21 protein-coding genes, 2 tRNA genes and 1 other RNA gene are annotated in these 25,300 nt (G+C 68.1%); 16 read left to right on the forward strand and 8 right to left on the reverse strand.

What is annotated here, in order from left to right; all coding sequences use genetic code 11:
• Positions 1–117 precede the first annotated feature (117 nt).
• A complete protein-coding gene (locus NQK35_RS09285; protein WP_257113988.1) occupies positions 118–1,491 on the reverse strand; it encodes a uracil-xanthine permease family protein in 1,374 nt (457 codons plus the stop codon).
• Positions 1,492–1,650: 159 nt separating this feature from the next.
• Here NQK35_RS09285 and NQK35_RS09290 point away from each other — a divergent pair, with 159 nt between their 5' ends.
• Positions 1,651–2,115, forward strand: coding sequence for a hypothetical protein (locus NQK35_RS09290; protein ID WP_257113989.1), 465 nt, complete (start codon positions 1,651–1,653; stop codon positions 2,113–2,115).
• Positions 2,116–2,184: 69 nt separating this feature from the next.
• Positions 2,185–2,272, forward strand: a tRNA-Ser gene (locus NQK35_RS09295).
• Positions 2,273–2,377: 105 nt separating this feature from the next.
• On the opposite strand, the gene NQK35_RS09300 is transcribed toward NQK35_RS09295, so the two are convergent.
• Entirely contained in the window at positions 2,378–2,941 is a 564-nt protein-coding gene (locus tag NQK35_RS09300; protein ID WP_257113990.1) for a YbaK/EbsC family protein, read from the reverse strand.
• Positions 2,942–3,144: 203 nt separating this feature from the next.
• Between NQK35_RS09300 and ffs the strand changes: the two genes are divergently transcribed.
• Positions 3,145–3,240, forward strand: an RNA gene (gene ffs / locus NQK35_RS09305) — signal recognition particle sRNA small type.
• 118 nt (positions 3,241–3,358) lie between these two features.
• A tRNA-Arg gene (locus tag NQK35_RS09310) sits at positions 3,359–3,431 on the forward strand.
• Positions 3,432–4,245: 814 nt separating this feature from the next.
• On the opposite strand, the gene gluQRS is transcribed toward NQK35_RS09310, so the two are convergent.
• Entirely contained in the window at positions 4,246–5,169 is a 924-nt protein-coding gene (gene gluQRS / locus NQK35_RS09315; RefSeq protein WP_257113991.1) for a tRNA glutamyl-Q(34) synthetase GluQRS, read from the reverse strand.
• Positions 5,170–5,230: 61 nt separating this feature from the next.
• On the opposite strand from gluQRS, the gene NQK35_RS09320 reads away from it, so the two are divergent.
• From NQK35_RS09320 to NQK35_RS09340, 5 genes are all read left to right on the forward strand, one after another.
• Complete coding sequence (locus NQK35_RS09320; protein WP_257113992.1) at positions 5,231–5,698, forward strand: CrcB family protein; 468 nt, start codon at positions 5,231–5,233, stop codon at positions 5,696–5,698.
• Positions 5,695–6,066 (forward strand): fluoride efflux transporter FluC, encoded by a 372-nt coding sequence (locus tag NQK35_RS09325; RefSeq protein ID WP_009212638.1) that lies wholly within the window; start codon positions 5,695–5,697, stop codon positions 6,064–6,066. Before NQK35_RS09320 ends, NQK35_RS09325 begins: the two co-directional genes overlap by 4 nt.
• A gap of 303 nt (positions 6,067–6,369) precedes the next feature.
• The gene (locus tag NQK35_RS09330) at positions 6,370–7,374 is read left to right on the forward strand and encodes a methionine ABC transporter ATP-binding protein (protein WP_257113993.1); all 1,005 of its coding nucleotides are present in this window, start codon (positions 6,370–6,372) and stop codon (positions 7,372–7,374) included.
• Complete coding sequence (locus NQK35_RS09335) at positions 7,371–8,114, forward strand: methionine ABC transporter permease (RefSeq protein ID WP_009212636.1); 744 nt, start codon at positions 7,371–7,373, stop codon at positions 8,112–8,114. Before NQK35_RS09330 ends, NQK35_RS09335 begins: the two co-directional genes overlap by 4 nt.
• Before the next feature lie 66 nt (positions 8,115–8,180).
• Positions 8,181–9,008 carry a MetQ/NlpA family ABC transporter substrate-binding protein gene (locus NQK35_RS09340; protein ID WP_257113994.1) on the forward strand — a complete coding sequence of 276 codons (828 nt, stop codon included), beginning with the start codon at positions 8,181–8,183 and terminating at the stop codon, positions 9,006–9,008.
• A gap of 68 nt (positions 9,009–9,076) precedes the next feature.
• On the opposite strand, the gene NQK35_RS09345 is transcribed toward NQK35_RS09340, so the two are convergent.
• Both NQK35_RS09345 and upp read right to left on the reverse strand, forming a co-directional pair.
• Positions 9,077–9,631, reverse strand: coding sequence for a YagU family protein (locus NQK35_RS09345; protein WP_257113995.1), 555 nt, complete (start codon positions 9,629–9,631; stop codon positions 9,077–9,079).
• A 212-nt stretch (positions 9,632–9,843) separates the two neighbouring features.
• On the reverse strand, positions 9,844–10,482 hold the full coding sequence (gene upp, locus NQK35_RS09350; protein ID WP_009212633.1) for a uracil phosphoribosyltransferase: 639 nt from the start codon (positions 10,480–10,482) through the stop codon (positions 9,844–9,846).
• A gap of 204 nt (positions 10,483–10,686) precedes the next feature.
• On the opposite strand from upp, the gene tadA reads away from it, so the two are divergent.
• Positions 10,687–12,072: a tRNA adenosine(34) deaminase TadA gene (gene tadA, locus NQK35_RS09355; protein WP_257113996.1), complete on the forward strand. Its 1,386-nt coding sequence runs from the start codon at positions 10,687–10,689 to the stop codon at positions 12,070–12,072.
• Between the two features lies 1 nt (position 12,073).
• Positions 12,074–12,565, forward strand: coding sequence for a MogA/MoaB family molybdenum cofactor biosynthesis protein (locus NQK35_RS09360; RefSeq protein WP_009212631.1), 492 nt, complete (start codon positions 12,074–12,076; stop codon positions 12,563–12,565).
• Positions 12,566–12,695: 130 nt separating this feature from the next.
• On the opposite strand, the gene moaC is transcribed toward NQK35_RS09360, so the two are convergent.
• The 3 genes from moaC to NQK35_RS09375 all read right to left on the reverse strand — a co-directional run bounded on the left by moaC (position 12,696) and on the right by NQK35_RS09375 (position 15,976).
• Positions 12,696–13,178, reverse strand: a complete 483-nt coding sequence (gene moaC, locus NQK35_RS09365; RefSeq protein ID WP_257113997.1) for a cyclic pyranopterin monophosphate synthase MoaC — start codon at positions 13,176–13,178, stop codon at positions 12,696–12,698.
• Between the two features lie 51 nt (positions 13,179–13,229).
• Positions 13,230–14,537, reverse strand: a complete 1,308-nt coding sequence (locus tag NQK35_RS09370) for a molybdopterin molybdotransferase MoeA (RefSeq protein ID WP_257113998.1) — start codon at positions 14,535–14,537, stop codon at positions 13,230–13,232.
• Between the two features lie 422 nt (positions 14,538–14,959).
• The gene (locus tag NQK35_RS09375) at positions 14,960–15,976 is read right to left on the reverse strand and encodes an endonuclease domain-containing protein (RefSeq protein ID WP_257113999.1); all 1,017 of its coding nucleotides are present in this window, start codon (positions 15,974–15,976) and stop codon (positions 14,960–14,962) included.
• A gap of 610 nt (positions 15,977–16,586) precedes the next feature.
• On the opposite strand from NQK35_RS09375, the gene moaA reads away from it, so the two are divergent.
• The 5 genes from moaA (at position 16,587) to narJ (ending at position 25,300) form a co-directional block, all read left to right on the forward strand.
• The gene (gene moaA / locus NQK35_RS09380; RefSeq protein ID WP_257114000.1) at positions 16,587–17,651 is read left to right on the forward strand and encodes a GTP 3',8-cyclase MoaA; all 1,065 of its coding nucleotides are present in this window, start codon (positions 16,587–16,589) and stop codon (positions 17,649–17,651) included.
• 220 nt (positions 17,652–17,871) lie between these two features.
• Entirely contained in the window at positions 17,872–19,224 is a 1,353-nt protein-coding gene (locus NQK35_RS09385) for an MFS transporter (RefSeq protein WP_257114001.1), read from the forward strand.
• Between the two features lie 69 nt (positions 19,225–19,293).
• Complete coding sequence (locus NQK35_RS09390; protein WP_257114002.1) at positions 19,294–23,064, forward strand: nitrate reductase subunit alpha; 3,771 nt, start codon at positions 19,294–19,296, stop codon at positions 23,062–23,064.
• Positions 23,064–24,614 (forward strand): nitrate reductase subunit beta, encoded by a 1,551-nt coding sequence (gene narH, locus NQK35_RS09395; RefSeq protein ID WP_048772409.1) that lies wholly within the window; start codon positions 23,064–23,066, stop codon positions 24,612–24,614. Before NQK35_RS09390 ends, narH begins: the two co-directional genes overlap by 1 nt.
• Positions 24,611–25,300 (forward strand): nitrate reductase molybdenum cofactor assembly chaperone, encoded by a 690-nt coding sequence (gene narJ / locus NQK35_RS09400; RefSeq protein WP_009212623.1) that lies wholly within the window; start codon positions 24,611–24,613, stop codon positions 25,298–25,300. The genes narH and narJ overlap by 4 nt, the downstream gene beginning before the upstream one ends.

Genomic DNA, 25,300 nt, shown 5'->3' on the forward strand with positions numbered 1-25,300 from the left:
TTTGTGGTGTTACGCGTGGTGATTGGTGCGGCGTCTGAAACGAGGCCGGGACCTGACCCACCCCTCACAGCGGCGAGCGAGTGGCCGGGCCCCGGCCTCGTCAGTGAATGCGTCGGATCAGGCGTCGGCCTGCGTCGCCGGAGCGCGGTGGCGCGTCGAGTACGCCTCGCCCTCGAGCTCCGAACCCGACGGCGCGGACGCGGGCGACGCCGCCTCCAGGTTCGTGCCGCGCAGCTTCGAGATCAGGCGCATGCCGTGATAGATGAGCAGCGCCGCCGCGGTGCCCAGCGCGATGCCGCCGAAGGTCATGTCGCCGATGACCCACGTGAAGTTCGCGATCGCGACGATCAGGGAGACCGCGGCGGTGTTCAGGTTCACCGGGTTAGAGAAGTCGACGCGGTTCTGCACCCAGATGCGAACACCCAGCATGCCGATCATGCCGTACAGGACCGTGCCCGCGCCGCCGAGGGCGGCGTGGGGGATCGCCTCGATGAGGGCACCGAACTTTGGCAGCATCGACAGGGCGAACGCGACGCACGCCGCGATCACGTAGGCAGCCGTCGAGTAGACGCGGGTCGCCGCCATGACGCCGATGTTCTCGGCGTAGGTCGTCGTGCCCGAGCCGCCGCCGCTGCCGGCCAGCATCGTGGATAGGCCGTCCGCCATGAGCGCGCGGCCGGTGACGTCGTCCAGGTTCTCGCCCGTCATGGCGGACACGGACTTCACGTGGCCGACGTTCTCGGCGACCAGAACGAACACGACCGGCAGGAACAGGCCGAGGGTCGAGAGGGAGAAGGCGGGGGCGTGGAACTCGGGGAAACCAAACCAGGCGGCCTTGCCGACGCCGGAGAAGTTGACCTCACCCTGGATGATCGCGGCCACGTAGCCGATCAGAACGCCGATGAGGATCGAGAGGCGGCCGAGAATGCCCTTGAAGAGCACCGTCACCAGGCAGATCGACACGATCGTCACGACGGCAGTGATCGGCCCCTCCTTCACCCAATCCCACGCGGCGGGAGCCAGGTTCAGGCCGATAAGCGCGACGATTGCGCCGGTCACGACCGGAGGCATCGCCGCGTCAATCCAGCGCACGCCCGCGAAGTGGACGATCAGGCCGACGAGCGTCAGCGTTGCGCCCGTGGCGATGATGCCGCCGAGCGCGTAGGAGGATCCCAGAGTGGCCGACACCGCGGTGATCGGCGCGATGAGCGCGAACGAGGAACCCAGGTACGAGGGCAGGCGGCCGGCCGTGATCAGGAAGAACAGCAGGGTGCCGATCGCGGTGAAAAAAAGCGTTGTTGACGGGGGGAAACCTGTCAACAACGGAACGAGGAAGGTCGCGCCACACATCGCGACCACGTGCTGGGCGCCAATGCCGATGGTGCGCGGCCACGAGAGCCTCTCGCCGGGTAGGACGACGTCGCCGGGATTAATGGATGTGCCGTTGCCGTGAAGTTTCCAACGGAACAGCGAGGTCTTCGTTTCGCTCATAAGCGTCAAAATCCGATCAGTTGATGGGCGTGATTGGCCGTACCGGTCGGAACACCAGGGTAGCGCGTCCGGGCGAGGGAGCGGCGTCTTCGCCACGCGAAAAACGCACTTACGTACAAAGTGTGGTGGATGCCCCTTTCGCTGTGGGATAGTTGGGGCATGAGTGTGCCCGCGCCAAACCTCGCCCCCGCGCCCGGCGGCGCCCCGTCGGGCGGCCCGGCGGCCTATCCCGCCACCTCCGGCTTCGTGGATCCGGGCGACCCATACTCCGGCGTAGCCCGTGACCGCTTCGGGTACGCGCCCGTTGCTCCCTCCGCCCCGGCCGCCGCCGAGAGTGCCTTCTTTCCGGGAACCGAATACGTCGACGTGGGTGCCATCTTCTCCGGGGGTCGCTACAACTCTCCCGATCCGATCACCAATCCGATCGCGAAGGTGGCGCTGTGGCTCGCCGTCGCCGGCGTGTTCCTCATTCCCATCCCGGTCAGCGTTGTCCTGGCGATCATCGGCCTCGTGCGCGCCCAGGACCTTCCGGATCGGATTGGCACCCACGAGGCGGTCGCGGCCCTGATCTTTGATGGGATACTCGTCGCCGTCGTGGGGATCATCTACGCCCTCGGCCTGTGACCTGCCCCATTGGGTTGGATTGGCGCGCGGGATGCGTCGTCGCTTATGATTGACGGGCACAGTGTGCACGGAGGATTCGCCTAGTGGCCTATGGCGCACGCTTGGAAAGCGTGTTGGGTGCAAGCCCTCGGGGGTTCGAATCCCCCATCCTCCGCCACGTCACCCCGGGACCTCTTGAGGTTCCGGGGTTTTCTTTGTGTTTGCAGGGAAAAGTCGGCTCGGTCTCGTGGCGAGCTGGCGCGATCCGTGCCTCGTTCGCGGCCTAGACCCCGAGGCCCTCGATGATCTCCGCGCCCGGAAGAGACGCCAGGACCTCGCCCGTCACGAAGAGCTTGGAGCGGCGTAGGCCGGAGCCGATGCAGTTCCAACCGGAGGCGCACGCGGAGTCGATGAGGAGCCTCCACGAGGCGGGCACCCCGACCGGGGTGATGCCGCCGTACTCCATGCCCGAGGCCTCGACCGCGCGCTGCTGTGGCCAGAAGCTTGCCTTGCGAACGTCCAGAAGCTTCTTGACGACGTGGTTGACGTCGGCGTTGGTCGTCGCGCGCACGACGCACGCGGCGATCCTCTCCTCTCCAGAACGCTTGCCTGCGACCAGGATGCAGTTTGACGAGAGTGACAACTCCATGCCGAACGCCTTCGTCATCTCCTCTGTGTCCGCAAGGCTGGGATCGATGGCGGCAACCAGGGCGGACGAAACGGTTGCGACCCCCCGCTCGGTGAGGGCGGATAGCGCCTGTGCGACAGGGGGAGCGAGGAGTTCCGGGTGGTCCAGTGCTGGACGTGGCTCCAGCGAGCCGACGCCGGGGATGGTGAGAGTGCTCATGCTCTCAGGGTAGATGTCGTTCGGTGGGTGGGAGAGAGCTGGTCGATGGGTAGACGCGTGTAACGGATGCGGCGGCGTTGCCTGCGGGTGGCTGTAGCCGAGTGGAGCGTCCCACATGGTGGGGACCGACGTGCTGGCGTTGCCCGCGGGCGGCTGAGAGGCCTGGCCGCTGCGCGTGAGAGCGGGAAGCGTGTATGCTGGGTTTCGGTCCTCCGCGTGACGGTATCATCCGAACCTCCCCAGGGCAGGAATGCAGCAAGGATAAGGGTGCGCTGCCGGGTGCGCGGAGGATCTCCGTATATGCTTCTCGGTCCTGGTCGAGAGCGAGACGCACCCCTTCTAAGTGGTTCACGTCACGCCGTTTGATTTTGTGTCTCGTCGCAGAGCGTGTAAGCTTGTACCCAGCCAAACGGCGTTGCGCCCGTAGCTCAATGGATAGAGCATCTGATTACGGTTCAGAAGGTTGGGGGTTCGAGTCCCTTCGGGCGCGCAGCGGCCCCCCTCGGTGCGATCCACCGGTGGGGGTTCTGCATTTGTGGACAGCACCCCTGCAGGGGTGCTTTTCCATTGCCCGCCCGGCGCTTGCCGTCGTGCCCCGCCTGCTCGGTCCTGCCGCGTTCGACGCCGGTGCGCTGTCACATTCCGCGCCGGTGGGCGGGCTGGCGAAGCGGGCTGGTTGATGCGAGCGACGCGGAAGTCATCCACGTAGGTGAAACCGGAAGCGCCCCTGCCTTCCGAAATTACCCCTCAAACGGCGCGTGCCCTGCAGCGGGGGTGGTCTGGGTTTCAGCAGGGGGCGTGCGTGAAACCCGGGCCGCCCGTGCCTGTTTCATGGCGCCTGAGATGGGGAGTTTTGGCGAAGCGGGGGTGGTTTGGGTTTCAGCGGGGGCGCGGGTTGAAACCTGGGCCGCCCCTGTGTGGGTTGTTGTGGGCGTGTGTGAAACCGGAGGCGCCCCTGTCTTCTGAAATTGCCCTTCAGGCGGTGCGTATCTTGCAGCGGGGGTGGTCTGGGTTTCAGCGGGGGCGCGGGTTGAAACCTGGCCCGCCCCTGTGTGGGTTGTTGTGGGCGTGTGTGAAACCTGGGCCTCCCCTGTGTGGGTTGTTGCGGGAGTGTGTGAAACCTGGGCCTCCCGTGCCTGTTTCATGGCGCCTGGGATGGGGAGTTTTGGCGAAGCAGGGGTGGTCTGGGTTTCAGCGGGCGCGGGCGCACCGCAGCCAGGGTGGTCTGGGTTTCGCGGGCTTCACCAACCGCGCCTTCCGTCCGAGCCAACCGCGCCCCCCGGTCGCTCACGGCTCCACCCGGATCAGGCCTGCCGCCCGATGGGCGGAGTCACCACCCACGGGTCGGTGGGCAGGGCGCGCAGACCCTCGATCCCCAGCGCCCGCGCGATGTCACTCGCGCGCCGGGCGCCCGAGACGCCCAGAGACTCGCCGATGAAGGCGACGACATCCGAGGCGGACCACCCCAGGTCTCGCAGGTCGCGCAGAGTCACCGCCCCGTCACGCTTGGCCAGGCGAGCACCCGAGCGGGAGAGCGCGAGGGGAACGTGTGCGTACGTCGGCACGGGGGCACCCAGCAGGTGGGCCAGCTGTGCCTGAGCCGGCGCCTGGGAGAGCAGGTCGCAGCCTCGCACAACCTGATCGACGCCCTGGAAGGCGTCGTCCACCACGGCCGCCAGGTTGTAGGCGGGAACCCCGTCGGCGCGGCGAACGACGAAGTGGTCGACCGGCCCCGTGTAGTCGCCGTAAAGCTCATCGGTGACGGTCCAGGTCGGGCAGGGGGCAGCCAGGCGCAGCGCGGGTGCGCGACCGAGGGCCGCCAACGCCTCGCGCCGGGCGCGGCGTTCCTCCTCGCTCAGGGACAGGCATGTCCCCGGGTAGTGGCCGGGCGGTACGTGAGGCGCCGAGGCCGCCTCGCGGATGTCGCGACGGGAGCAGTAGCACTCGAAGAGCAGGCCGCGCGCGGCCAGCTCCTCCAGGGCGGCCTCGTGAGCGTCGGCCCGCGTCGTCTGCACGAGCGGGTCCCCGTCCCAGTCGATTCCGATGGCCTCCAGGTCGGCTATCTGCCGGTCGGCGGAACCCGCGCGCGCCCGATCAATGTCTTCGATGCGCAGGACGAAGCGGCGTCCGCTCACGCGCGCCCACGCCCAGGCCAGGATGGCGGTACGCAGATTGCCCAGGTGAAAATCGCCCGTCGGGGAGGGCGCGAAGCGTCCGGTATTCGTCATGCCTGCCAGTGTAGGAGCCCCGCATCCCAGAAGTCGCTCGCCCAGGGCGTACAGTGGCGCCATGAGACGCACACGGATACCCGACTCTGTCGTGGTCGGAGCGGGCGGGGTCGCGGGTAGCGCCGCCCGCGCCGCGTTGGACCAGGTCGCGGCCATGTACCCGGCGCGAGGCCTTTTTCTTCCGTGGTCGACGCTGGCGGTCAACGCGCTGGGCGCGTTTGGCCTGGGGCTGCTCGGCGCGTGGGTCGCGGGCAGGATCGCGAGCGGAGCGGGGGATCCGTCGTCGCTGCGCCGCCTCAGGCTCCTGGCCGGAACGGGCTTCGCCGGGGCGTTTACCACCTACGGAACCTACATCATCGCCTCGGTGGGCTACGCCTCTCTCAACGGAGTCGCCGAGGCCGTCGCACAGTCCCTGGGCCTGCTGGTCCTGGGCGGGGCGTGCGCGTGGGCGGGCACGGAGGTTGGGCAACGGCTGGGCGATACCGGGCGCGCGGCAGCTGCACGGAGGGCAGGGGGCGATCAAGCGTGAACGCCGCCGTGTACGCGGCCGTCGCCCTGGCGGGAGGCGCGGGGGCGTGCGCGAGGTTCTGGCTGGACCGCGCGACGCAGCGGGGCCTGTCGGCCTGGGGTGATCCGGCGGCAGGGCGCCTGGGAATACTGGTCGTCAACGTCCTGGGTTGCTTCCTCGCCGGGGTGGCCACCCAGGCGGTGCCCGCCGAGATAATGCCGATCGTGTCAACGGGGTTCCTGGGCGGCTTCACGACGTTCTCAACCGCCGTCGTGGACTCGGTCACCCTGTGGGCGGACGGCTTCCGGGGGCGTAGCCTGGCGCTCGCGTTCGGCACCTGGGCGGCATCGTGGGCGGCCGCCGTGGCGGGCATCGCCCTCGCTGGGTGAGCGGGGCCTCGGCCGTGCGTCGCGCGTGGGACTGCCTCGGTGAGCGGAGCCTCGGCCGGGGAACAGCTGGGCGAGCGCGGCGTTGGGTGAGCGGGGCTGGGGTGCGTGCGGCGCTTCGCCCGGGTTTCGATGGTGCGAGGGCGGTGTACCGACCCCGCGAATGCGCGGCGTTACGAGGTATGTGCACTGATCGGTGAGGGTTTAGCCACGATGCGGAGTTTTGTAACGGCATGCATGGCGCTCGCGTATCCGCCCCCCATATGCTGAACGTGCGGGCCGACCGGCCCAGTAACGGAGAAGCATATGATTGACCTCACCGGGGTGTCCAAGGTCTACCCCGTGAAAAACGGCGGCCAGGTTGTCGCGCTCGATGGGGTGAACCTGCACGTCGAACGAGGATCCATCCATGGGATCGTCGGCAGGTCTGGCGCGGGTAAGTCCACGCTCATCAGGTGCCTGACCGCGCTGGAGAAGCCCACCGATGGCCACATCGTCGTCGACGGGCGCGACCTGAGCGCGCTGGCCGGTGCCGACCTGCGTGCCGCTCGGCGCCGCATTGGTATGGTCTTCCAGGCCGCGAACCTGCTCGACGCGCGCACCGCGGCAGAGAACATCGGCTACCCGCTCAAGCTTGCGGGCGTACCCAAGGCCAAGCGGAACCAGCGCGTCGATGAGCTCCTCGAGCTCGTCGGCCTTGAAGGGCGCGGAAACTCCTACCCCTCCCAGCTCTCCGGCGGCCAGCGCCAGCGCGTCGGCATCGCCCGCGCCCTGGCCGACGAACCCGCCGTCCTCCTGTGCGACGAGCCGACGAGCGCACTCGACACCGAATCGACCGCGCAGATCCTCGCGCTGCTGCGCCGCGTGCGCGACGTCGCCGGTGTCACGGTCGTCATCATCACCCACGAGATGGCCGTCGTTCGCGAGATCTGCGATTCGGTGACCCTCCTGGGCCACGGGCAGGTCCTGCAGACGGGAAGCCTCGAAGAGGTCGTGGCCGACCCCGCCACGCCGCTCGCCCGCGAGCTCGTGCCCATGCCCGTCGTCGACACCGCGGACGTCCCCGCCGATGCCGGCTCCGGCGTCGTCCTCCTCGACGTCGTGTTCACCTCGCACCCGGGCGTGCCCACGGGAGCCACCGTCCTGCACCTGGCCTCGTCGATGGGCGCTGACGTGACCGCCGGAACCTTCGAGTCCCTGGGCAGCGTGCAGGTGGGCCGCCTGGCCCTGACCGTCCCCGCGTACCACGCCGACAAGATCATCGAGCAGCTGCGCAAGAACAACGTCCACGCGGAAGTGAGGGACCAATGACCGCCGCACACAACGCCGCCGCGACCGCCGCCCACGCGCTGGCGCTCCTGCCCGCGGGCAAGGGAGACCCCACGTGGCTGGACAACCCCGCGCTGACGGACAAGTTCGGCCCCGCGATCCTCGAAACCCTCATGATGACGGGCCTGTCGACCCTCTTCGCGGTCGTCATCGGCACCCTCCTGGGCCTCGTCCTGGTCCAGACCGGCAAGGGTGGGCTCACCCCCAACAAGGCCGTCTACCAGGGCGTCTCCTTCGTCGTCAACATCGTGCGGTCGCTGCCCTTCATCATCGGCATCATCATGCTGATCCCCCTGACGAAGCTCATCGTGGGCAAATCCACCGGCTCCCTGGCGACCGTCGTGCCGCTCGTGATCCTCTCCGCGCCCTTCTTCGCGCGCCTCGTGGAGACGAACCTCCTGGCCGTCGATCCGGGCAAGATCGAGGCCGCGCAGATGATGGGCGCGTCCAACCGGCAGATCCGCTGGGGCGTCCTCATTCGCGAGGCCCTGCCCGCCCTCGTCCAGTCGATCACGACGCTGGCCATCACCCTGATCGGCTACTCCGCGATGGCGGGCGCAGTCGGCGGCGGCGGCCTGGGCCAGATGGCCATCAACTACGGCTACAACCGCTGGCAGGACGACGTCATGATCTCCACCGTCGTCGCCATCATCCTCATCGTCCAGGTCATTCAGCTGGTCGGCGACATCATCTCCCGCGCCCTGGATCACCGGGCGCGCTGACAGACCCGGTGAGGCCACCCCGGCCTCGACCATCCATCCCATCACGAACCAAGAAAGAGAAGCACCATGCGTCACCGCACTCTCGCAGCCTTCGGCCTGGCGGCCGTCGCCTCCCTGGGCCTGGCGGCCTGCTCGGGCGGCTCCACCACCACCTCCCCCGACGGTTCCGGCGTCGTCACGCTGAAGGTGGGCGCCACGCCCTCGCCCCACGCGAAGATCCTCACCTACGTCAACGATAACCTCGCTGCCGCCGAGGGAATCAAGCTCGACATCGTTGAGTACACCGACTACGTTCAGCCCAACACGGCGCTCAACGACGGCGATCTCGACGCCAACTTCTATCAGACCGTCCCCTACCTGGAGAACGCGGAGAAACAGTTCGGCTACGACTTCGAGGCTGGCGAGGGCATCCACCTGGAGCCCCTCGGCGTGTTCTCCAACAAGCACAAGTCCCTGGACGAGCTGTCCGACGGCGGCACGATCGGCATCATCTCCGACACATCCAACCAGGCGCGAGCCCTGGAGCTTCTGGCCACGCAGGGCCTCGTCTCCCTCCCCGAGGGCGACGGTGACGTCAACATCAACACCGTCACCAAGCTGAAGAACTTTGACTTCCGCGAGGTGGAGGGTCCGCAGCTGGTGCGCTCCCTTGACGACTTCGACTACGCGGTCATCAACGGCAACTTCGCCCAGGAGGGCGGCAAGAGCATCGCCAGCGACGCCCTGGTTGTCGAGTCGCCCGAGGGCAACCCTGCCGTGAACGTCCTCGTGTGGAAGAGCGGGACCGACAAGTCCGAGGCCATCGCCAAGCTTGAGAAGATCCTCCACTCCGAGCAGGTCAAGAAGTACATCCAGGAGACCTGGTCCGACGGCTCCGTCATCCCGGCCTTCTGATCCGAAGACGCCGACACGTACGTGCCCTGGAACCGACTGGTTCCGGGGCACGTACGTCAGCAGGGTGCTCAGTTGGTGCGAGTCTCGAGTGGGAACTCGGCGTCCGGCTCGTGGGTGATCCGGTTGCGCATGTCGCGTCGGAAGACCTCGATGACCCACAGCCAGATGATGTGGCCGAAAAACTCGGAGAAGTGCTCCGCGAAGGGCTGATTCCACGGGGCGGGGACGGTGCCCATCAGCGGCATGAGGACCACGTGGAAGGCCACGTAGACGACGATGCCGAAGGCCGCGCCCTGCCACAGCTTGATCTGGGGGAATCGCTCGGCCAGGACGCAGTAGATGACGGCGAAGCCGATGGCGAAGGCGAAGTGGACGACGAAGGACACCCACGGCAGGCCATCGTTGCCGTTGAAGGAGTAGCTCAGGTGCGTGACGCTCTCGGGCACGCCCAGCTGCTGGAGGAGCTCCTGCGGTGGGTTGGTCGCGTTGCGCTCGGGGGTGCGCGGGGGCAGAGGCACCTCCCACCCGAACTTCACGATGGCGGAGACGATGCCACCGAGGACGCCTGCGAGTGCTGCAACGCCGTACCGGCGGCGCTTGGGATTGGTCTGGATCAGTGCCATGCGATAAGCATGAGGTGAGGGTCAGCTAATTTCGAGGGACTTACATTACAACGAGCGCAAGGTCACAGTGTTCCCGGACCTGCGCAAACGCCTCGCCGATGGGCGAGGACGCGCGGCCAATGGCCAGTTGGGAGGGGAAAAGTGTGGGGAGGGAACGAATCCCTCCCCACATCGTCGCGTTCTCGCGCGGCTCCCCGGCCCCTCCCGGAGCGTCAGTCGACGATCCCGTAGAGGCGGTCGCCTGCGTCGCCCAGGCCCGGCACGATGTAGGACTTCTCGTTCAGGCGCTCGTCGACGGCTGCGACGACGACGTTGACGTCGGCGCGGTCGCCGATCGCGGACTCAAGCGTGCTCACGCCCTCGGGGGCGGCGAGGATGCACACGCAGGTCACGTCCTTGGCCCCGCGCTCGAACAGGTAGTTGGTGGCCGCGACCATGGTGTGGCCGGTGGCGAGCATGGGATCGAGCACGAAGCACTGGCGTCCCGACAGGTCGTCGGGCAGGCGGTTGGCGTAGGTCTCGATCTCAAGGGTGTCCTCGTCGCGGCGCATGCCCAGGAAGCCGACCTCGGCGGTGGGCAGGAGACGGGTCATGCCCTCAAGCATGCCCAGGCCGGCGCGCAGGACGGGAACGACGATCGGACGAGGTTCGGAGAGCTTGAGGCCGACCGTCGGCGCGACGGGGGTGTTGATCGCGGTCTCGGTGACGGCGACTTCGCGGGTCGCCTCATAGGCGAGGAGGGTGACCAGCTCGTCAACCAGCTGACGGAAGGTCGCCGACGGCGTCTCGCGATCGCGCAGGACGGTGAGCTTGTGAGTGATCAGGGGGTGGTTAGCTACGTGGAGGCGCATGGTTATAGGCTACCGCGTTCGCGCGGGGCCGCGCACCCCGGTGTACCGACCGCGCGGTTGGTGCTGGTGGGGCGGCGCGGAAAGGCTGCCAGCTCGCCACTTTTCCGAGGAATGGGAGGGTGTCAAGCTCTTGTGTCACATGAACCTCACCAGCCCCGCGGACTTCAATTACCCCAATGGTGCTCGGGCCGGTAAGCTAGGAGGGTGACAGTTAACGAACAGTACCGCGAAGCCATGGGCAAGGCCCTGTTCCTAGCCAATCGCGCGCGCGAAACGGGTGACGTCCCCGTTGGAGCCGTCGTCGTCGATGCCGGTGGTCGCATCATCGGGCGAGGGTGGAACTGTCGCGAGGGTCATCACGACCCAACCGGCCACGCCGAGGTCGTCGCGCTGCGCGAGGCAGGATGCGCGCTCGGCACGTGGCGCCTGACGGGCTGCACGCTCGTCGTCACCCTTGAGCCCTGCACGATGTGCGCGGGAGCAATCCTCGCCTCGCGCGTCGACCGTGTCGTCTTCGGTGCGTGGGATCCGAAGGCGGGCGCGGCGGGCTCCCTGCGCGACGTGCTGCGAGACGCTCGCATGCCGCACCCCACCGAGGTCATCGGTGGCGTCCTGGCCCAAGAGGCCGCCATGCAGCTGCGTTCCTTCTTCATCGGCCGCCGCTCCGCCAGTGAGATGCCCGTCGTGGCCGCCCCCGTCCACGAGCCCGAGGATCTTGCCGCGCAGGCGCCGACGCCTCGGGTCGAGGCCCCCGCCACGCACGCCTCCGGCGAGGGCGTCCCGGCCCAGCTGATCACCCCCGACGCTCCGGCGGCTCCCGCGGCATTCGTCGCTCCGCCCGCTTCTTCCGCGCCCGTCGTCCCCTCGGTGGCCCCTGCGGCACACGCCGCGCCGGTCGCGCCCGCCGCGCGCCCCCAGGGGCAGCCCGTCCCGATGCCTCCTCCCGCGGGACTGTCTCGCCATCGCGGCACCGAGGCCTCGCCCCTGCCGCGTCGAGCAGGCCGTCCCTTCTCTGAGCGCGTCTCCGGCAACGCGGACGACCCGGCAGACGTCCCCGCGGCGTCGTCGATCCTGCATGCGCCGGACGCCCCGCCGCTGCCGCCTTCGCGCCCGCCCGTCCGAGGGGGAGCGCCCGTCGCTTCCCCCGGCGCCCCCGAGGGCGCCCGCGGCCCCGTCACGAAGTCGGTTCCCCAGATCCGTCCCGTTCGCGTTCGCCCCACCGCGGTGGTGCCCGACGGAGCCTACACGCCGGCCCAGCCCGCTCGTGCGCCCGCTGCGCCCACGCAGCCCGCCGCTGCGCCTACTGCGGCACCCGCGCGCCCCGCTGCGCCGACACGCCCCGCGGCGGCCAGCCAGCCGCGCGTCGGTGAGGTCCTCGAACCGATTCCCGCCCCTCCCGCGTTCCCGCAGCGAGCCACCCAGCGCGTCACGGACGCGAGCCGCCGCCCGCTCCCGCAGGCCTTCGAGCCGGAGCCCACTCACCGCGTCGACTACGAACTCTCGCCCCGGCAGTTTAACGACGTCGACCCGGTTACCTCCGGTATTCGCGTGCGTCGGTCGGCGCGTCGGCGCGGAAGCGCGCGGCACTGACGTGACCCGCGCGCGCGTCATCACCGTCTCCGATCGCTGCTCGGCGGGCGAGGCGGAGGACCTCTCCGGCCCCCTCGCGGTGCGCCTGCTCGCCGACTACGGCGTCGACGCGACCCTCGTGGTGGTTCCCGACGACATCGACGCCATCCGCGGCGCTATCCGCGGCGCCGAGGCCGACGGCGCGCGCTTCATCCTCACGACCGGTGGCACGGGGGTGTCCCCGCGGGACGTAACCCCGGAGGCCACCGAGCCTCTCCTCTCCACGCGAATCGACGGGATGGCCGACGCGGTGCGGCGTCGCGGCGAAAACTCGGTGGCCTCGGCGGTGCTCTCCCGTGGCCTCGTCGGCGTCACCCGACGGAGCGGCGAGGGGGCACTCGTTGTCAACGCCCCCGGATCTCGCGGCGGCGTCGCCGACGCTGTCGCCGTCGTGGGCCCGCTCATCTCCCACGTTCTCGACCAGCTCGGCGGCGGAGACCACCCGCGCGCCTAGGCGGGGCATCCGGGAGGCGGCGCCTCGGCGCCTCGCCCGCAGCGCGTTTCGTCGGCCGCCGTTCGCTTCGGTGTCATTTGTCCTCCGGGGGCGCTCAGCTCTCCGGGGGCGCTCAGCTCTCCGGGGTTGCTCAGTCCTCCGGGTCCGCGGGGCGCACCCAATCCCCGCTGCGGCCACCCGACTTGGCGACGATCTTTGCGTCCCGGATCCGGGCGCTGCGATCCACGCCCTTGACCATGTCGATGATGGCCAGGGCGGCCACGGTCACCGACGTCAGCGCTTCCATCTCCACACCCGTGCGGTCGGCCGTGCGAACCGTCGCGCGGATCGCCACGTGATCCTCCCGCAAAGACAGGTCCACCTCGCACCCGTGGACGCCGATCGTGTGGGCGAGGGGCAGCAGATCGGGAACGCGCTTGGCGGCGGCGATGCCAGCCACGCGAGCAACGGCCAGGACATCGCCCTTGGGCACGGTGCCCTCGCGCAGCGCCCGCATGACCTCCTCGGAACAGTCAACGCGGCACACGGCGCTGGCCTGCCGCACGGTCGGGGTCTTAGCGGTGACGTCCACCATGTAGGCGGAGCCCTCGTCGTTCAGGTGCGTGAACCTCATGGGTGTTCCTCTCGGACAGTAGGGACTCGGAGTGCCGAGCGCGGGCGAGCCTCAGCCCACCAGCGGGACAACCGCCAGCTCCTGGCCTGGCGTGACGGCCTCGCACTCGGGAGGTACGACGCCGACGGCGCGCGCGCGTGCCAGCGACGCGACGAGGTGCGACTTCGACCCGAGGGGATGGACGGGGGCGACCCAGGCCTCGCCGCCGCGGCGATCATACGACAAGACGTCGTCGGCCCTCTCGCCAGCCTCGTCGACGAAGCACAGGGGAATGAACTGTGTCTTGCCGCGCGGCGAGTCCCATCCCACGTGGGCGCGCGCCGTGATCGCGCTGGGTGTCGTCGCACCGTGCTCGGGCGCGACCAGGCCGGACATCACCGCGAGCACGCCCGCGACGTACATGTGGAAGGTGGTGAACACGGACACCGGGTTGCCCGGCAGGCAGATGACGGGGGTGTCCGCGCCGCTCGCCCCGACCGCCGTGGAGCCCACGCCCTGCGGCCCGCCCGGCTGCTGCGAGACGTGATGGAATCCCGCGTCCCTCCCGAGCGTCAGGCGCACCACCTCGTAGGCGCCAGCCGAGATGCCGCCGGCGGTCAGGACGAGGTCCGCCTCGGGGGCCTCGTCCAGCGCCCGGCGCAGCTCGCTGGGGGTGTCTCCGGTGCGCAGGTGTGCCACCACCCGTCCCCCGGCCTCCTCGACGAGGCCGCGCAGGAGAATGCCGTTGGAGTCGGGGATCTGCCCGCGCTGGAGTTCCTCTCCCGCTGCCCTGAGCTCCGTGCCCGTCGTGACGACGAGGACGCGAGGGCGAGGAAGTACGGGCAGGCTGCCGTGCCCCACCGAGATCGCGGCCGCCAGCGCCGTCCCGTCGAGGAGCTGGCCAGCCGCCAGGATGGGCGCCCCCTCGGCGAGTGCCTCGCCGGCGACGCGCACATTCGCGCCGAGCGCCGGGGCGATGCGGATTTCCACGGTGTCCGGAGCCTGGGCGACGCCCGCCGCGTGATCCGTGTGCTCGACCTTGACGACGGTGTCCGCACCCGCTGGGATCGGCGCCCCCGTCATGATGCGCCACGCACTTCCCGCCTCCAGGTGGTTGTCCCGCGTGTCGCCCGCCGGAATGTCGCCAGCGACGGGCAGCGTCCACGGCCCCTCGCCCCGCAGGTCGTCCCGGCGCACGGCGAAACCATCCATCGCCGAGTTCGTGAAGGGAGGAAGGGGTGCCAGGGCGGCAAGATCGAGCGCCAGGCGACGCTCCAGGCACTGATCGGCGGGCAGCACCTCGGGGGCCAGGATATGGCTGAGCGCGAGGGCCTCGATCAGCTCGCGGTGCTGGGCGGTTGACAAAGCGGGGTCATGCATGGAACCAGTGTAGGGGTAGGTCGGGTACGAGAGACGTGCGCGCGGGCATCACGAGGGGAACGAGGTGGCAGCGGAGCGGGCATCACGAGGTGGCAGCGGCGCCGCGTGGTCGTGGCTTGCTCGGGTGGGCTGGCTGATCGGTGGGGGGGCAATGTCGACGCCGGACGCGCGATACGGTGGTTCCCGCTGCGGCGAGGCCACGGGGGAATGCCTAAGCTGCCGTGGCCACAGTCCGGCGTGCGGACGCGCTCGGCCACCGGGGGGAATTTCTACACGAGGAGCGCGACACGCCGGCGACACGCCGCGGCGAGGCCATAAATGTCGCAAAACCCCCCGCCTCGTTGAGTGGCCGGAGCCGTTCTCACCCCACGCGCGCGGTGAGCGCGGCGTCAGGCAGCGTCGTCGCGTCGGCGCATGCGTTCTCACCCCACGCGCGCGGCGAGCGCGGCGCGAATCTGAGCGATCAGCTCCCCCGGGTGGTCAAGGTCGTGCCAACCGACTCGGATGATATGCCAGCCCTCAGCTTCGAGGCGTCGTTGCCTCTCGCGCTCGCGGGCGAGCGAGGAGTGGATGCTGCGGGCGTCGTCGCCATACTTGGCGCGACCGTCGAACTCGATGCCGACTTTTTCGGCGGGGAACGCGCAATCGATGAAGTAGCGGCGCCCGCGCGTGTGTACCTCGACCTGTGTGCGGATCCCCGTGAGTCCCGCGGCGCGCAACTCGTAAAGCACGCGAGCCTCTCCGGGGGAGGCACACCCAGCGTCGGCGTGGGTGATCATCCAGCGAGCTTGCGCGCGCCCGCGAGCGCTTTTTCCGAGACCGGCGAGCTGCGCGCGCAGCAGCGTCTTCCAGTACTTTTCGTTCAGTCGGGAGTTCGTGAGGTGGAAGTTGTCGAAGTGGGTGAATTCGTGGCCGATCATGCAGAGCTGAACGAATGCGGAGCGCGGGTTGGGTGACGTGCGGGCAATCGTGACTTGAGCGCTCTGCGGAGTTTCGAGAAAGATGTCGCCGGCGTTTTCTGCGCTCGGAAGGCGGCAGACGTGGCGAGGCTTGATGGTGACCGACGGGAACCTGTGGGTGCCGACCGTGACGGCGGGCAGCCTGATGGGGGCGGATGGCGATGATGACGCGACGGTGATGGGAGGCAGTGGTGGGTCGCTCGGGTCGCCGTGCGCCCAGAGCGCGCATTGGCCGATGATCACCATGGCCCGGTGCGTGTACGCGAGGTGATACAGCCGTGCGGCGAGCACGACCTCCGGCAGCTGCCTGGCGTCTATGTTCTCCAGACGCGCCAGGTCAAGGTACGTCCTGCCCGCGATCCGCGTCGCAGTCGGCACCTTCGTGAGGCCGTGGTGGCTGGAGCGTGGGACTCGAAGAATTGCACGCTCAACGATTCCAAGGATGAAGGGGGCTTCAATGCCCCCGTGGTTGGGATCCATGGATTGATTTTAGCGCGGTTGATATCGTTTCGTTCTTGTTTATATGCGATGAATTGGTCTGACTTTCTAGCGTGTGGGTACGCGTGTTTTTGTTTCGATGGCGTCGAACGAGGTTGTCGCTGGGATTGGCGGTGACGGTGGCGATGGGCGAGAGAGAGGGGGAATATCTACATCTTTGCGTCGACACGCCGGTGCTCGCGGGGGTGTGGGAGCAAGATGTAGAAAAACCCCCTCCTGGGCGACTGGCGGGACCGCCGCGCAGGCGGGACTGCCCGGATTGCGGCGCGACGCGGCACGTGTCGGCGGGGCTGGGACTCCCGCGCAGGCGGGGCTGGGACCGTCGCGGTGGCATGGGGGCTGAGGGGGTCTTCACCAGGGTGCCGTCCGCGAGGGGCGTGCGAGCGTCCTCGGCCTGCATGCCGCCGGCGCGCATGTTTCTCCTCGTGATTGGTGAATTGCTCGTAGGGCAACGGTAGCGTTCGACTCCAGCTGCTCGTCACTGCTGGCCACTGTTTCCTTTCTCTCAGCGACGAGGCCTCGGCAGCCTCGCGCCGTTCTTCCTTGTTTTTTCGAGGGGCGGACTCGGGACAAATGGCGATAGGGTTGCGCCATGTCTGTCGAGTTCGCCTCCGTCTCTGCCGCGGCGTCCCCCGCGATGCGGGACGCGCCCCTGCGTCTCGTCGACTCCTTCGGGCGCATCGCCCGCGACCTGCGCGTATCGCTGACCGACCGCTGTAATCTGCGCTGCTCGTACTGCATGCCGCCCGAGGGGCTCGACTGGCTGCCCACCGAGGACACGCTGACGGACGACGAGGTGGTGCGGCTGGTGCGCATTGGCGTCGAGGAACTCGGGATCCGCCAGGTCCGCTTCACCGGCGGTGAGCCGCTCCTGCGACGAGGCCTGGAGGGGATCATCGCACAGTGCTCCCAGCTGCGCACCGACCGTGGGGACGTGCCCGACCTGGCCCTCACGACGAACGCGCTCGGTCTGGCCAAGCGGGCTCAGGGGCTCAGGGGCGCGGGCCTGAAGCGCGTGAATATTTCGCTTGATTCGCTGGATGCCGAGCACTTTGCGGCCATCACCCGCCGGGATCGTCTGGGGGATGTGCTCGAGGGGATCGAGGCGGCGGCGAGGGTGGGGCTGAGCCCCATCAAGGTCAACACGCTGGTGCTGCGCGGCATGAACGAGGCCGACCTGCCGGACCTGGTCGACTACTGCCTGGACCGAGGCATCGAGCTGCGCGTCATCGAGCAGATGCCGATTGGTCCCGCAAACACCTGGGATCGACGCAGTATCCTCACCGCCGACGAGATCCTGCACATCATGAGCACTCGCCACACCCTGACTCCCGCCCCGCGCGAGGACCCGCATTCCCCGGCGGGGCGCTGGATTGTCGATGGCGACCCGAGTAAGAGGCTGGGCGTCATCGCATCCGTCTCCGCGCCCTTCTGTGGGGCGTGCGATCGCACCCGCCTCACCTCCGATGGGATGATGCGATCCTGCCTGTTCTCCACCGAGGAAACCTCGCTGAGGGACCTGCTGCGCTCGGGCGGAACGGACCGCCAGATCGCCCAGCGCTGGGCGGATGCGATGTGGGCGAAACCGGCCGCGCACGGCCTGAATGTCGATGCATTCGCGCGCCCCTCGCGCACCATGAGCCGTATCGGGGGATAGACCCGCCCTAATTCCGTAACGCCGGTGTGATGTAACGGCGTCCGGTTGCCGGTATTTCAACGATCGGATGGTTACTGGGTGGAGGAGTTTTCGGCTACGTTTCAAGGGTGACGTACGTCCCAATGTGATCGCGGGGGGAATGGTATTTCCCTTGGTACTCTCCGTGTTAATGAGTGTCCGTCATATGAAATCGGACGCCCCTTGACAGACGAGGAGAGCCATGAGCGCGACCGAACCCGCGGCCAAGAAGAGCCGCTACTTGCTCACTGACTGGAACCCCAACGACGAGTCCACGTGGGACTCGAAGCTCGCGTGGCGCACGCTGTGGATCACGACCTACTCGCTGATCCTGGCGTTCTGCGTCTGGTTCCTGCCCAGCGCGATCGCGCCCAAGCTGACGCTTCTTGGCTTCAACCTGGATAAGTCGCAGCTGTACTGGCTCACCGCTCTGCCCGGCCTGGCCGCCGGCATCCTGCGCCTGATCTACATGTTCCTTCCCCCGCTGATCGGCACGCGCAAGCTCGTGGGCATCACCTCCCTGCTGTGCATCCTGCCTATGGCGGGCTGGTTCTACGCGGTCCAGGACAACACGACCCCCTACTGGGTCCTGCTGACCCTGGCCTTCATGTGTGGCATCGGTGGCGGCGCGTTCTCCGGCTACATGGCCTCCACCGGCTACTTCTTCCCCAAGCGCCTCTCCGGCACGGCCCTCGGTCTGCAGGGCGGCATCGGCAACCTCGGCTTGTCCGTCATCCAGCTGGTCGGCCCCATCCTCATGGGCTTCGGCCTCTTCGGCATTACCTGGCTGGCCCCGCAGACGCAGGCCACTGGCGACCATGCCGGTGAGCACATCTGGGTCTACAACGCCGCAGCCTTCTTCATCCCGTGGTGCATCGTCGCCGCGATCCTCGCCTTTATCTGGCTGCGCGACGTTCCCGTCAAGGCCAACATCAAGCAGCAGCTGGACATCTTCTCCAACCCCAACACCTGGTACATGACCATCCTCTACGTCATGACCTTCGGCCTGTTCTCCGGCTTCTCCGCAGTCTTCGGCCTGCTCATCAACAACCAGTTCGGCCGCGAGTCCTCCCTCGACCTGCCGGTCCTGGGCGCGACCTACGCCTTCCTCGGCCCCCTCATCGGATCGATCATCCGCATGTCCTGGGGCGTCTTCTGTGACCGCATGGGCGGCGCCATCTGGACCTTCATCTCCGGCGTCGGCATGGCTATCACCCTGGCCGGTATCGCCTGGGTCCTGTACAACCCCACCGGCATGGTGGACTTCAGGATCTTCCTGGGTCTCATGCTCGCGATGTTCCTGTTCTCCGGCTTCGGCAACGCCGGTACCTTCAAGCAGATGCCGATGATCATGCCGGCCCGCCAGGCCGGCGGCGCCATTGGCTTCACCTCCGCCATCGCGTCCCTCGGCCCCTTCCTCGTCGGCGTCGCTCTCTCCGCGGTCGGCACTGGCGGTGCATGGGCCTTCTTCCTGGGCTGCGCCATCTTCTGCGCCGCGTGCTCGGTCCTGTGCTGGGTGATGTACGCGCGCAAGAACGCCCCGTTCCCCGGCTGATCCACTCCTCACTGCGCGGTGCGCAGTGGACCTGCCACTGCCTCGTCAATCGACTCTCAGGAGCACCCCATGACGAATCTCGAATCCGACATGACCTTCCCGACCTACGGCGGCGAGGTCAAGCCCGCGACCGGCGCGACCCTGTTTGCGCTCGGCTCGTGGCTGCGTCGCGGCAAGGCCTCCGCCGACGCGCGCCAGCTCTTCCTTGAGGGCGGGCGCGAAGGCGACTCCTTCTACCGCGAGCGCTGGAGCTACGACAAGATCGTGCGCTCCACCCACGGCGTGAACTGCACCGGTTCGTGCTCCTGGAAGATCTACGTCAAGGACGGGGTCATCACCTGGGAGACCCAGCAGACGGACTACCCGTCCACCGGCGCCGACATGCCCGAGTATGAGCCCCGCGGCTGCCCGCGCGGCGCCGCGTTCAGCTGGTACGAGTACTCGCCGACCCGCATCAAGTACCCCTACGTGCGCGGTGTCCTGCTGGACATGTTCCGCGAGGCCAAGAACCGCCTCGGGGATCCCGTTGACGCGTGGGCCGCGGTCGTGGAGGACCCGGAGAAGGCGCGCGCCTACAAGTCGCAGCGTGGTCGCGGCGGCATGGTCCGCGTGACCTGGGAAGAGGCGATGGAGATCGTCGCCTCGGCCTACGTCCACACGATTAAGCAGTACGGCCCGGATCGCATCGCCGGCTTCTCGGTCATCCCCGCCATGTCGATGATCTCCTACGGGGCGGGCGCGCGCTTCCACGAGCTCATCGGCGCGACCATGCTGTCCTTCTACGACTGGTACGCGGACCTGCCCCCGGCTTCCCCGCAGGTGTTCGGCGACCAGACGGACGTGCCCGAGGCCGGCGACTGGTTCAACTCGCAGTACCTCATCATGTGGGGCACGAACCTGCCGCTGACCCGTACCCCCGACGCGCACTTCATGGCCGAGGCCCGCTACCACGGTCAGAAGGTCGTCGTCGTGTCCCCGGACTTCGCGGACAACACGAAGTTCGCGGACGACTGGCTGCGCGTCCAGCCGGGTACGGACGGCGCCCTGGCCCAGGCGATGGGCCACGTCATCCTCAAGGAGTTCCACGTCGGCAAGCGCGAGCCGATGTTCCTGGATTACATGAGGCGCTACACGGACTCTCCCTTCCTGGTGGAGATTGGCGAGGTCGGCGAAGGCGCTCACGAGGGTATCGATCCGACGACGCTGGTCCCCGGCAAGTTCCTCACGGCCGCCAAGATGCCCGAGGGCACGACCGAGCGCACCGAGAACAACGAGTTCCGTCCCCTCGTCATCGAGGCCGACGGCACGGTCAAGGACCCGGGCGGCACGCTGGCGGACCGCTTCGGCGAGGAGGGAGCGGGCCACTGGAACCTCAACCTCGACGGGGTTGATCCGGTGCTGTCCATCATGGACACGGACGAGTGGGAGGGCGTCGAGATCGCCCTGCCGCGCTTCGATTTGCCCGCGGCCCCCGGCCAGGCATCCATCGGCGGCGGATACGTGCTGCGCGGCGTGCCCGTGCGCCGCGTGAACGGCCGCCTCGTGACGACCGTCTACGACATCCTGCTGGCGCACTACGCGGTTGAGCGCGAGGGCCTGCCGGGTCAGTGGCCCGCCGACTACATGGACGCCTCCACGCCGGGCACCCCCGCGTGGCAGGAGGAGTTCACGTCGGTACCCGCCGGGGCCGCCATCAAGATCGGCCGCGAGTTTGCCGCCAACGCGGTCGAGACGCAGGGTCGTTCCATGATCCTCATGGGCGCCGGCACGAACCACTACTACCACTCCGACGAGATGTACCGTACGTTCCTGGCGCTGACCGAAATGTGTGGCACCCAGGGACGCAACGGTGGCGGCTGGGCCCACTACGTGGGTCAGGAGAAGGTCCGTCCGATCATGGGCTGGGGTTCCTTCACCTTCGCCCTGGACTGGGCGCGCCCGCCGCGCCAGATGATCTCCACCGGCTGGTACTACATGACCACCGACCAGTGGCGCTACGACGGGGCCCCGGCCTCGGCCATGGCGAACCCGATCAAGTCCTCGCACCTGGACGGCAAGCAGCTGGTGGACACCCTGGTCGAGTCGGTTCAGCGCGGCTGGATGCCCTGCTACCCGACGTTCTCCAAGGGTTCGACCCAGCTGGGGCGCGAGGCCGCCGCGGCCGGCATGGCCCCCGCGCAGTACGTGTCCCAGGAGCTGCGTGAGGGTCGCCTGCACTTCGCGATCGAGGACCCGGACGCCCACCACAACGTCCCGAAGATCCTCGCGAACTGGCGGACGAACCTGCTCGGCTCGTCCGCGAAGGGCACCGAGTTCTTCCTGCGCCACATGCTGGGCACCGGTAACGAGGTCAACGCCGAGGAATTGGACGAGGGCAACCGTCCCGCGTCCGTCAACTGGCGCGAGGCTCACCCCGGCAAGCTCGACCTCATGTGGGTCGCGGACTTCCGGAACACCTCGACGACGCTGCACTCCGACGTCGTGCTTCCGGCCGCCACCTGGTACGAGAAGCACGACCTGTCCTCCACGGACATGCACCCCTTCATGCACTGCTTCGACGAGGCCGTGAACCCGCCGTGGGAGGCGCGCACCGACTTCGAGGTGTTCCAGACGCTGGCGCACCTCGTGGGGCGCTTGGCCGGCGACCACCTGGGCACGCAGACGGACGTCGTCGCGGTTCCGCTGGGGCACGATTCGCCGGACGCCATGACCATGGCGGATGGCGTTGTTCCCGAGCAGACCTGGACGCCCGGCAAGACCATGCCGAAGCTGGTCCCGATCGAGCGCGACTACACGCAGGTCGGATACAAGTTCGACCGCATGGGCCCGCTCTTGGCGAAGGCCGGCCTGGCCGCCAAGGGCGTCGCGTACAACGTGCAGGAGGCGCTCGACCAGCTCGGCGACCTCAACGGACGTGCCCCCATGGACGGCAACGCCGGAGAGGGTGCGCCCCTGTGCGACACCGCGATCAAGGCGGCGAACATGGCGCTGCGCTTCTCCGGCACCACGAACGGCTCGCTGGCCGTTCAGGGATTCCGCACGCTGGAGAAGCGCGTCGGAAACGAGATGGCGTTCCTGGCTGAGGGTGACGAGGAGAAGAAGATCACCTACCAGGACACGGTCCTGCAGCCGCGCAGCGTGATCACGAGCCCCGAGTGGTCGGGCTCCGAGCACGGCGGTCGCCGCTACAGCGCCTTCGTGCAGAACGTCGAATGCCGCAAGCCGTGGCACACGCTCACGGGCCGCCCGCAGTTCTACGTCGACCACGACTGGATGATGGACATGGGCGAGGCCCTGCCGATCTTCCGTCCGCCGCTCGACCTGGCGCACATCTACGGCGAGCGTCCGGTGGGCGACCATCGTCCCGGCCAGCCGGGTCAGGCCGAGGTCGCGGTGCGCTACCTGACGATCCACAACAAGTGGGCCATCCACTCCCAGTACTACGACAACCCGTACATGCTGACGCTGGGCCGCGGCGGCCAGACGGTGTGGATGAGCCCGGCCGACGCCGAGAAGATCGGCGTGCGCGACAACGAGTGGATCGAGGCGAAGAACCGTAACGGAACCGTGTCGGCTCGCGCCGTTGTCTCCCACCGTATCCCGGAGGGCACGGTGTTCATGCACCACGCCCAGGATCGCCAGATCAACACCCCGCTGAACGAGGAATCCGGCAAGCGCGGCGGTACGCACAACTCGCTGACGCGAATCTTCATTAAGCCGACCCACCTGGCCGGCGGATACGCGCAGTTCGCCTACGCGTTCAACTACTACGGTCCCACCGGCAATAACCGCGACGAGGTCACGGTGATTCGCCGTCGCTCCCAGGAGGTGCAGTTCTGATGAAGGTCATGGCTCAGATCGCGATGGTGATGAACCTCGACAAGTGCATCGGCTGCCACACCTGTTCGGTGACCTGTAAGCAGGTGTGGACGAACCGCGAGGGCACCGAGTACATCTGGTTCAACAACGTCGAAACCCGTCCCGGCGTCGGCTACCCCCGCGGCTGGGAGGACCAGAAGAAGTGGAAGGGCGGCTGGAAGCGCACCGCCACGGGCCGCCTCGTCCCCCGTCAGGGTGGTCGCGTGGCGTCGCTCGCGAAGATCTTCGCGAACCCGACGCAGCCGACGATGAAGGACTACTACGAGCCGTGGACGTACGAGTACGACAAGCTGCTCCAGGCGCCCGCGAACTCCCGCGCGATCCCGACGGCCCGCGCGAAGTCCAAGATCACGGGTGAACACATCGACAAGCCCGAGTGGGGTCCGAACTGGGACGATGACCTCGGTGGTTCGATGGAGACCCTGGATCAGGATCCGGTCCTGCATCAGATGAACCTTGAGGTCGCCAAGACCATCGAGGACGCGTACATGTTCTACCTGCCTCGCATCTGCGAGCACTGCCTGAACCCGACCTGCGTGTCCGCGTGCCCGTCGGGCGCGATGTACAAGCGCACCGAGGACGGGATCGTCCTGGTCGACCAGGACCAGTGCCGAGGCTGGCGCATGTGCGTCTCAGCGTGCCCGTACAAGAAGGTCTACTTCAACCACAAGACGGGCAAGGCCGAGAAGTGTACGCTGTGCTACCCGCGCCTCGAGGTCGGCCAGCCGACCATCTGCTCGGAGACCTGCGTGGGTCGCCTGCGCTACATGGGCGTGCTGCTCTACGACGCGGACCGCGTCACCTGGGCGGCCTCCCAGGAGGATGAGCGTGACCTGTACCGCGCCCAGCGCGAGATCCTGCTCGACCCGTTCGACCCGCAGGTGGTGGCCCAGGCTCAGGCCAACGGCGTTCCTCACTCGTGGATCACGGCCGCCCAGCAGTCCCCGATCTGGAAGCTCATCACCGAGTACGAGGTCGCCCTGCCGTTGCACCCCGAGTTCCGCACGCTGCCGATGGTCTGGTATGTGCCGCCGCTCTCGCCGGTCGTTGACCAGGTGACCGCGTCCGGTAATGACGGCGAGGACCACAGGGTCCTGCTCTCCGCCATCTCGCAGATGCGTATCCCATTGGAGTACTTGGCCGGCCTGTTCACGGCCGGAGACACGGCACCCGTGGAGCTGGCGCTGCGTCGCCTTGCTGCGATGCGTTCCTACATGCGCGACGTCTTCGTCGACAACCCGACGAACGAGGAGATCCCGGCCTCCGTGGGCATGAGCCCGGAGAAGGTCAAGGAGATGTACCGGCTGTTGTCGATCGCCAAGTACGACGACCGCTTCGTCATCCCGACAGCCCACCCCGAGATGCCGCGCGGCATCAAGGATCTCGAGGGCTGCCCGGTGTCCTACGACGTCGAGGCATTCCACGGCATGGCGCCCGCCACGTCGAACCGCCCGATGGGTGGTTCCTCGCCGGAGGGACGCGTCATGCTTCCCCTTGAGGTCGTTCGATGAGCACCTTCGTCGGCATCCCGCGCATTCCCACGGCCGCTCCGAGCGAGGAGATGGACCCGCGGGACGCGCGCGCCGTGCGCATGGCGGTCTCGGTGCTCCTGGACTACCCGGGGGACGACTTCGAGGCCAAGCTGAACGCCGTCGAGGAGGCGCTGGCGGACCTGCCGGAGCCTGCCTCGTCGGCCCTGGCCTCGTTCGTGGCCCACGCCCGCGGCGCGGGCCTGCGCGCCATGCAGACCACGTACGTGGAGACCTTCGACCAGCGGCGCCGGTGCGCGCTGGGCCTGACCTACTACACGCACGGCGACACCCGCGGGCGCGGGCAGGCGATCCTGGCCTTCAAGGAGGTGCTGCGCCGCGCGGGCTTCGAGATGGAGCGCGAGGAGCTGCCCGATCACCTTCCCGTGGTCTTGGAGTTCGCCGCTTTCGATGAGACGGGGACGGCGGAGGCGCTGCTGCGCTCGAACCGCGAGGGCATCGAGGTGATTCGCACGGCGCTGCGCGCCGCCCACTCCCCGTACGCCCCGCTGTTGGAGGCGCTGGTGGCGACGCTGCCGGAGCCGGATGAAGAGACGATCCGGGGCTTCCGGCGGCTCATCAGCCAGGGGCCGCCCACCGAGCTGGTGGGCGTGGGTGACCTGGCCGCCACGCCATTCCCGACTTCCGATACAACGATGGGACGGTAA

Origin of the sequence: Schaalia odontolytica (assembly GCF_024584435.1) — a bacterium.
Taxonomy (GTDB): Bacteria; Actinomycetota; Actinomycetes; order Actinomycetales; family Actinomycetaceae; genus Pauljensenia.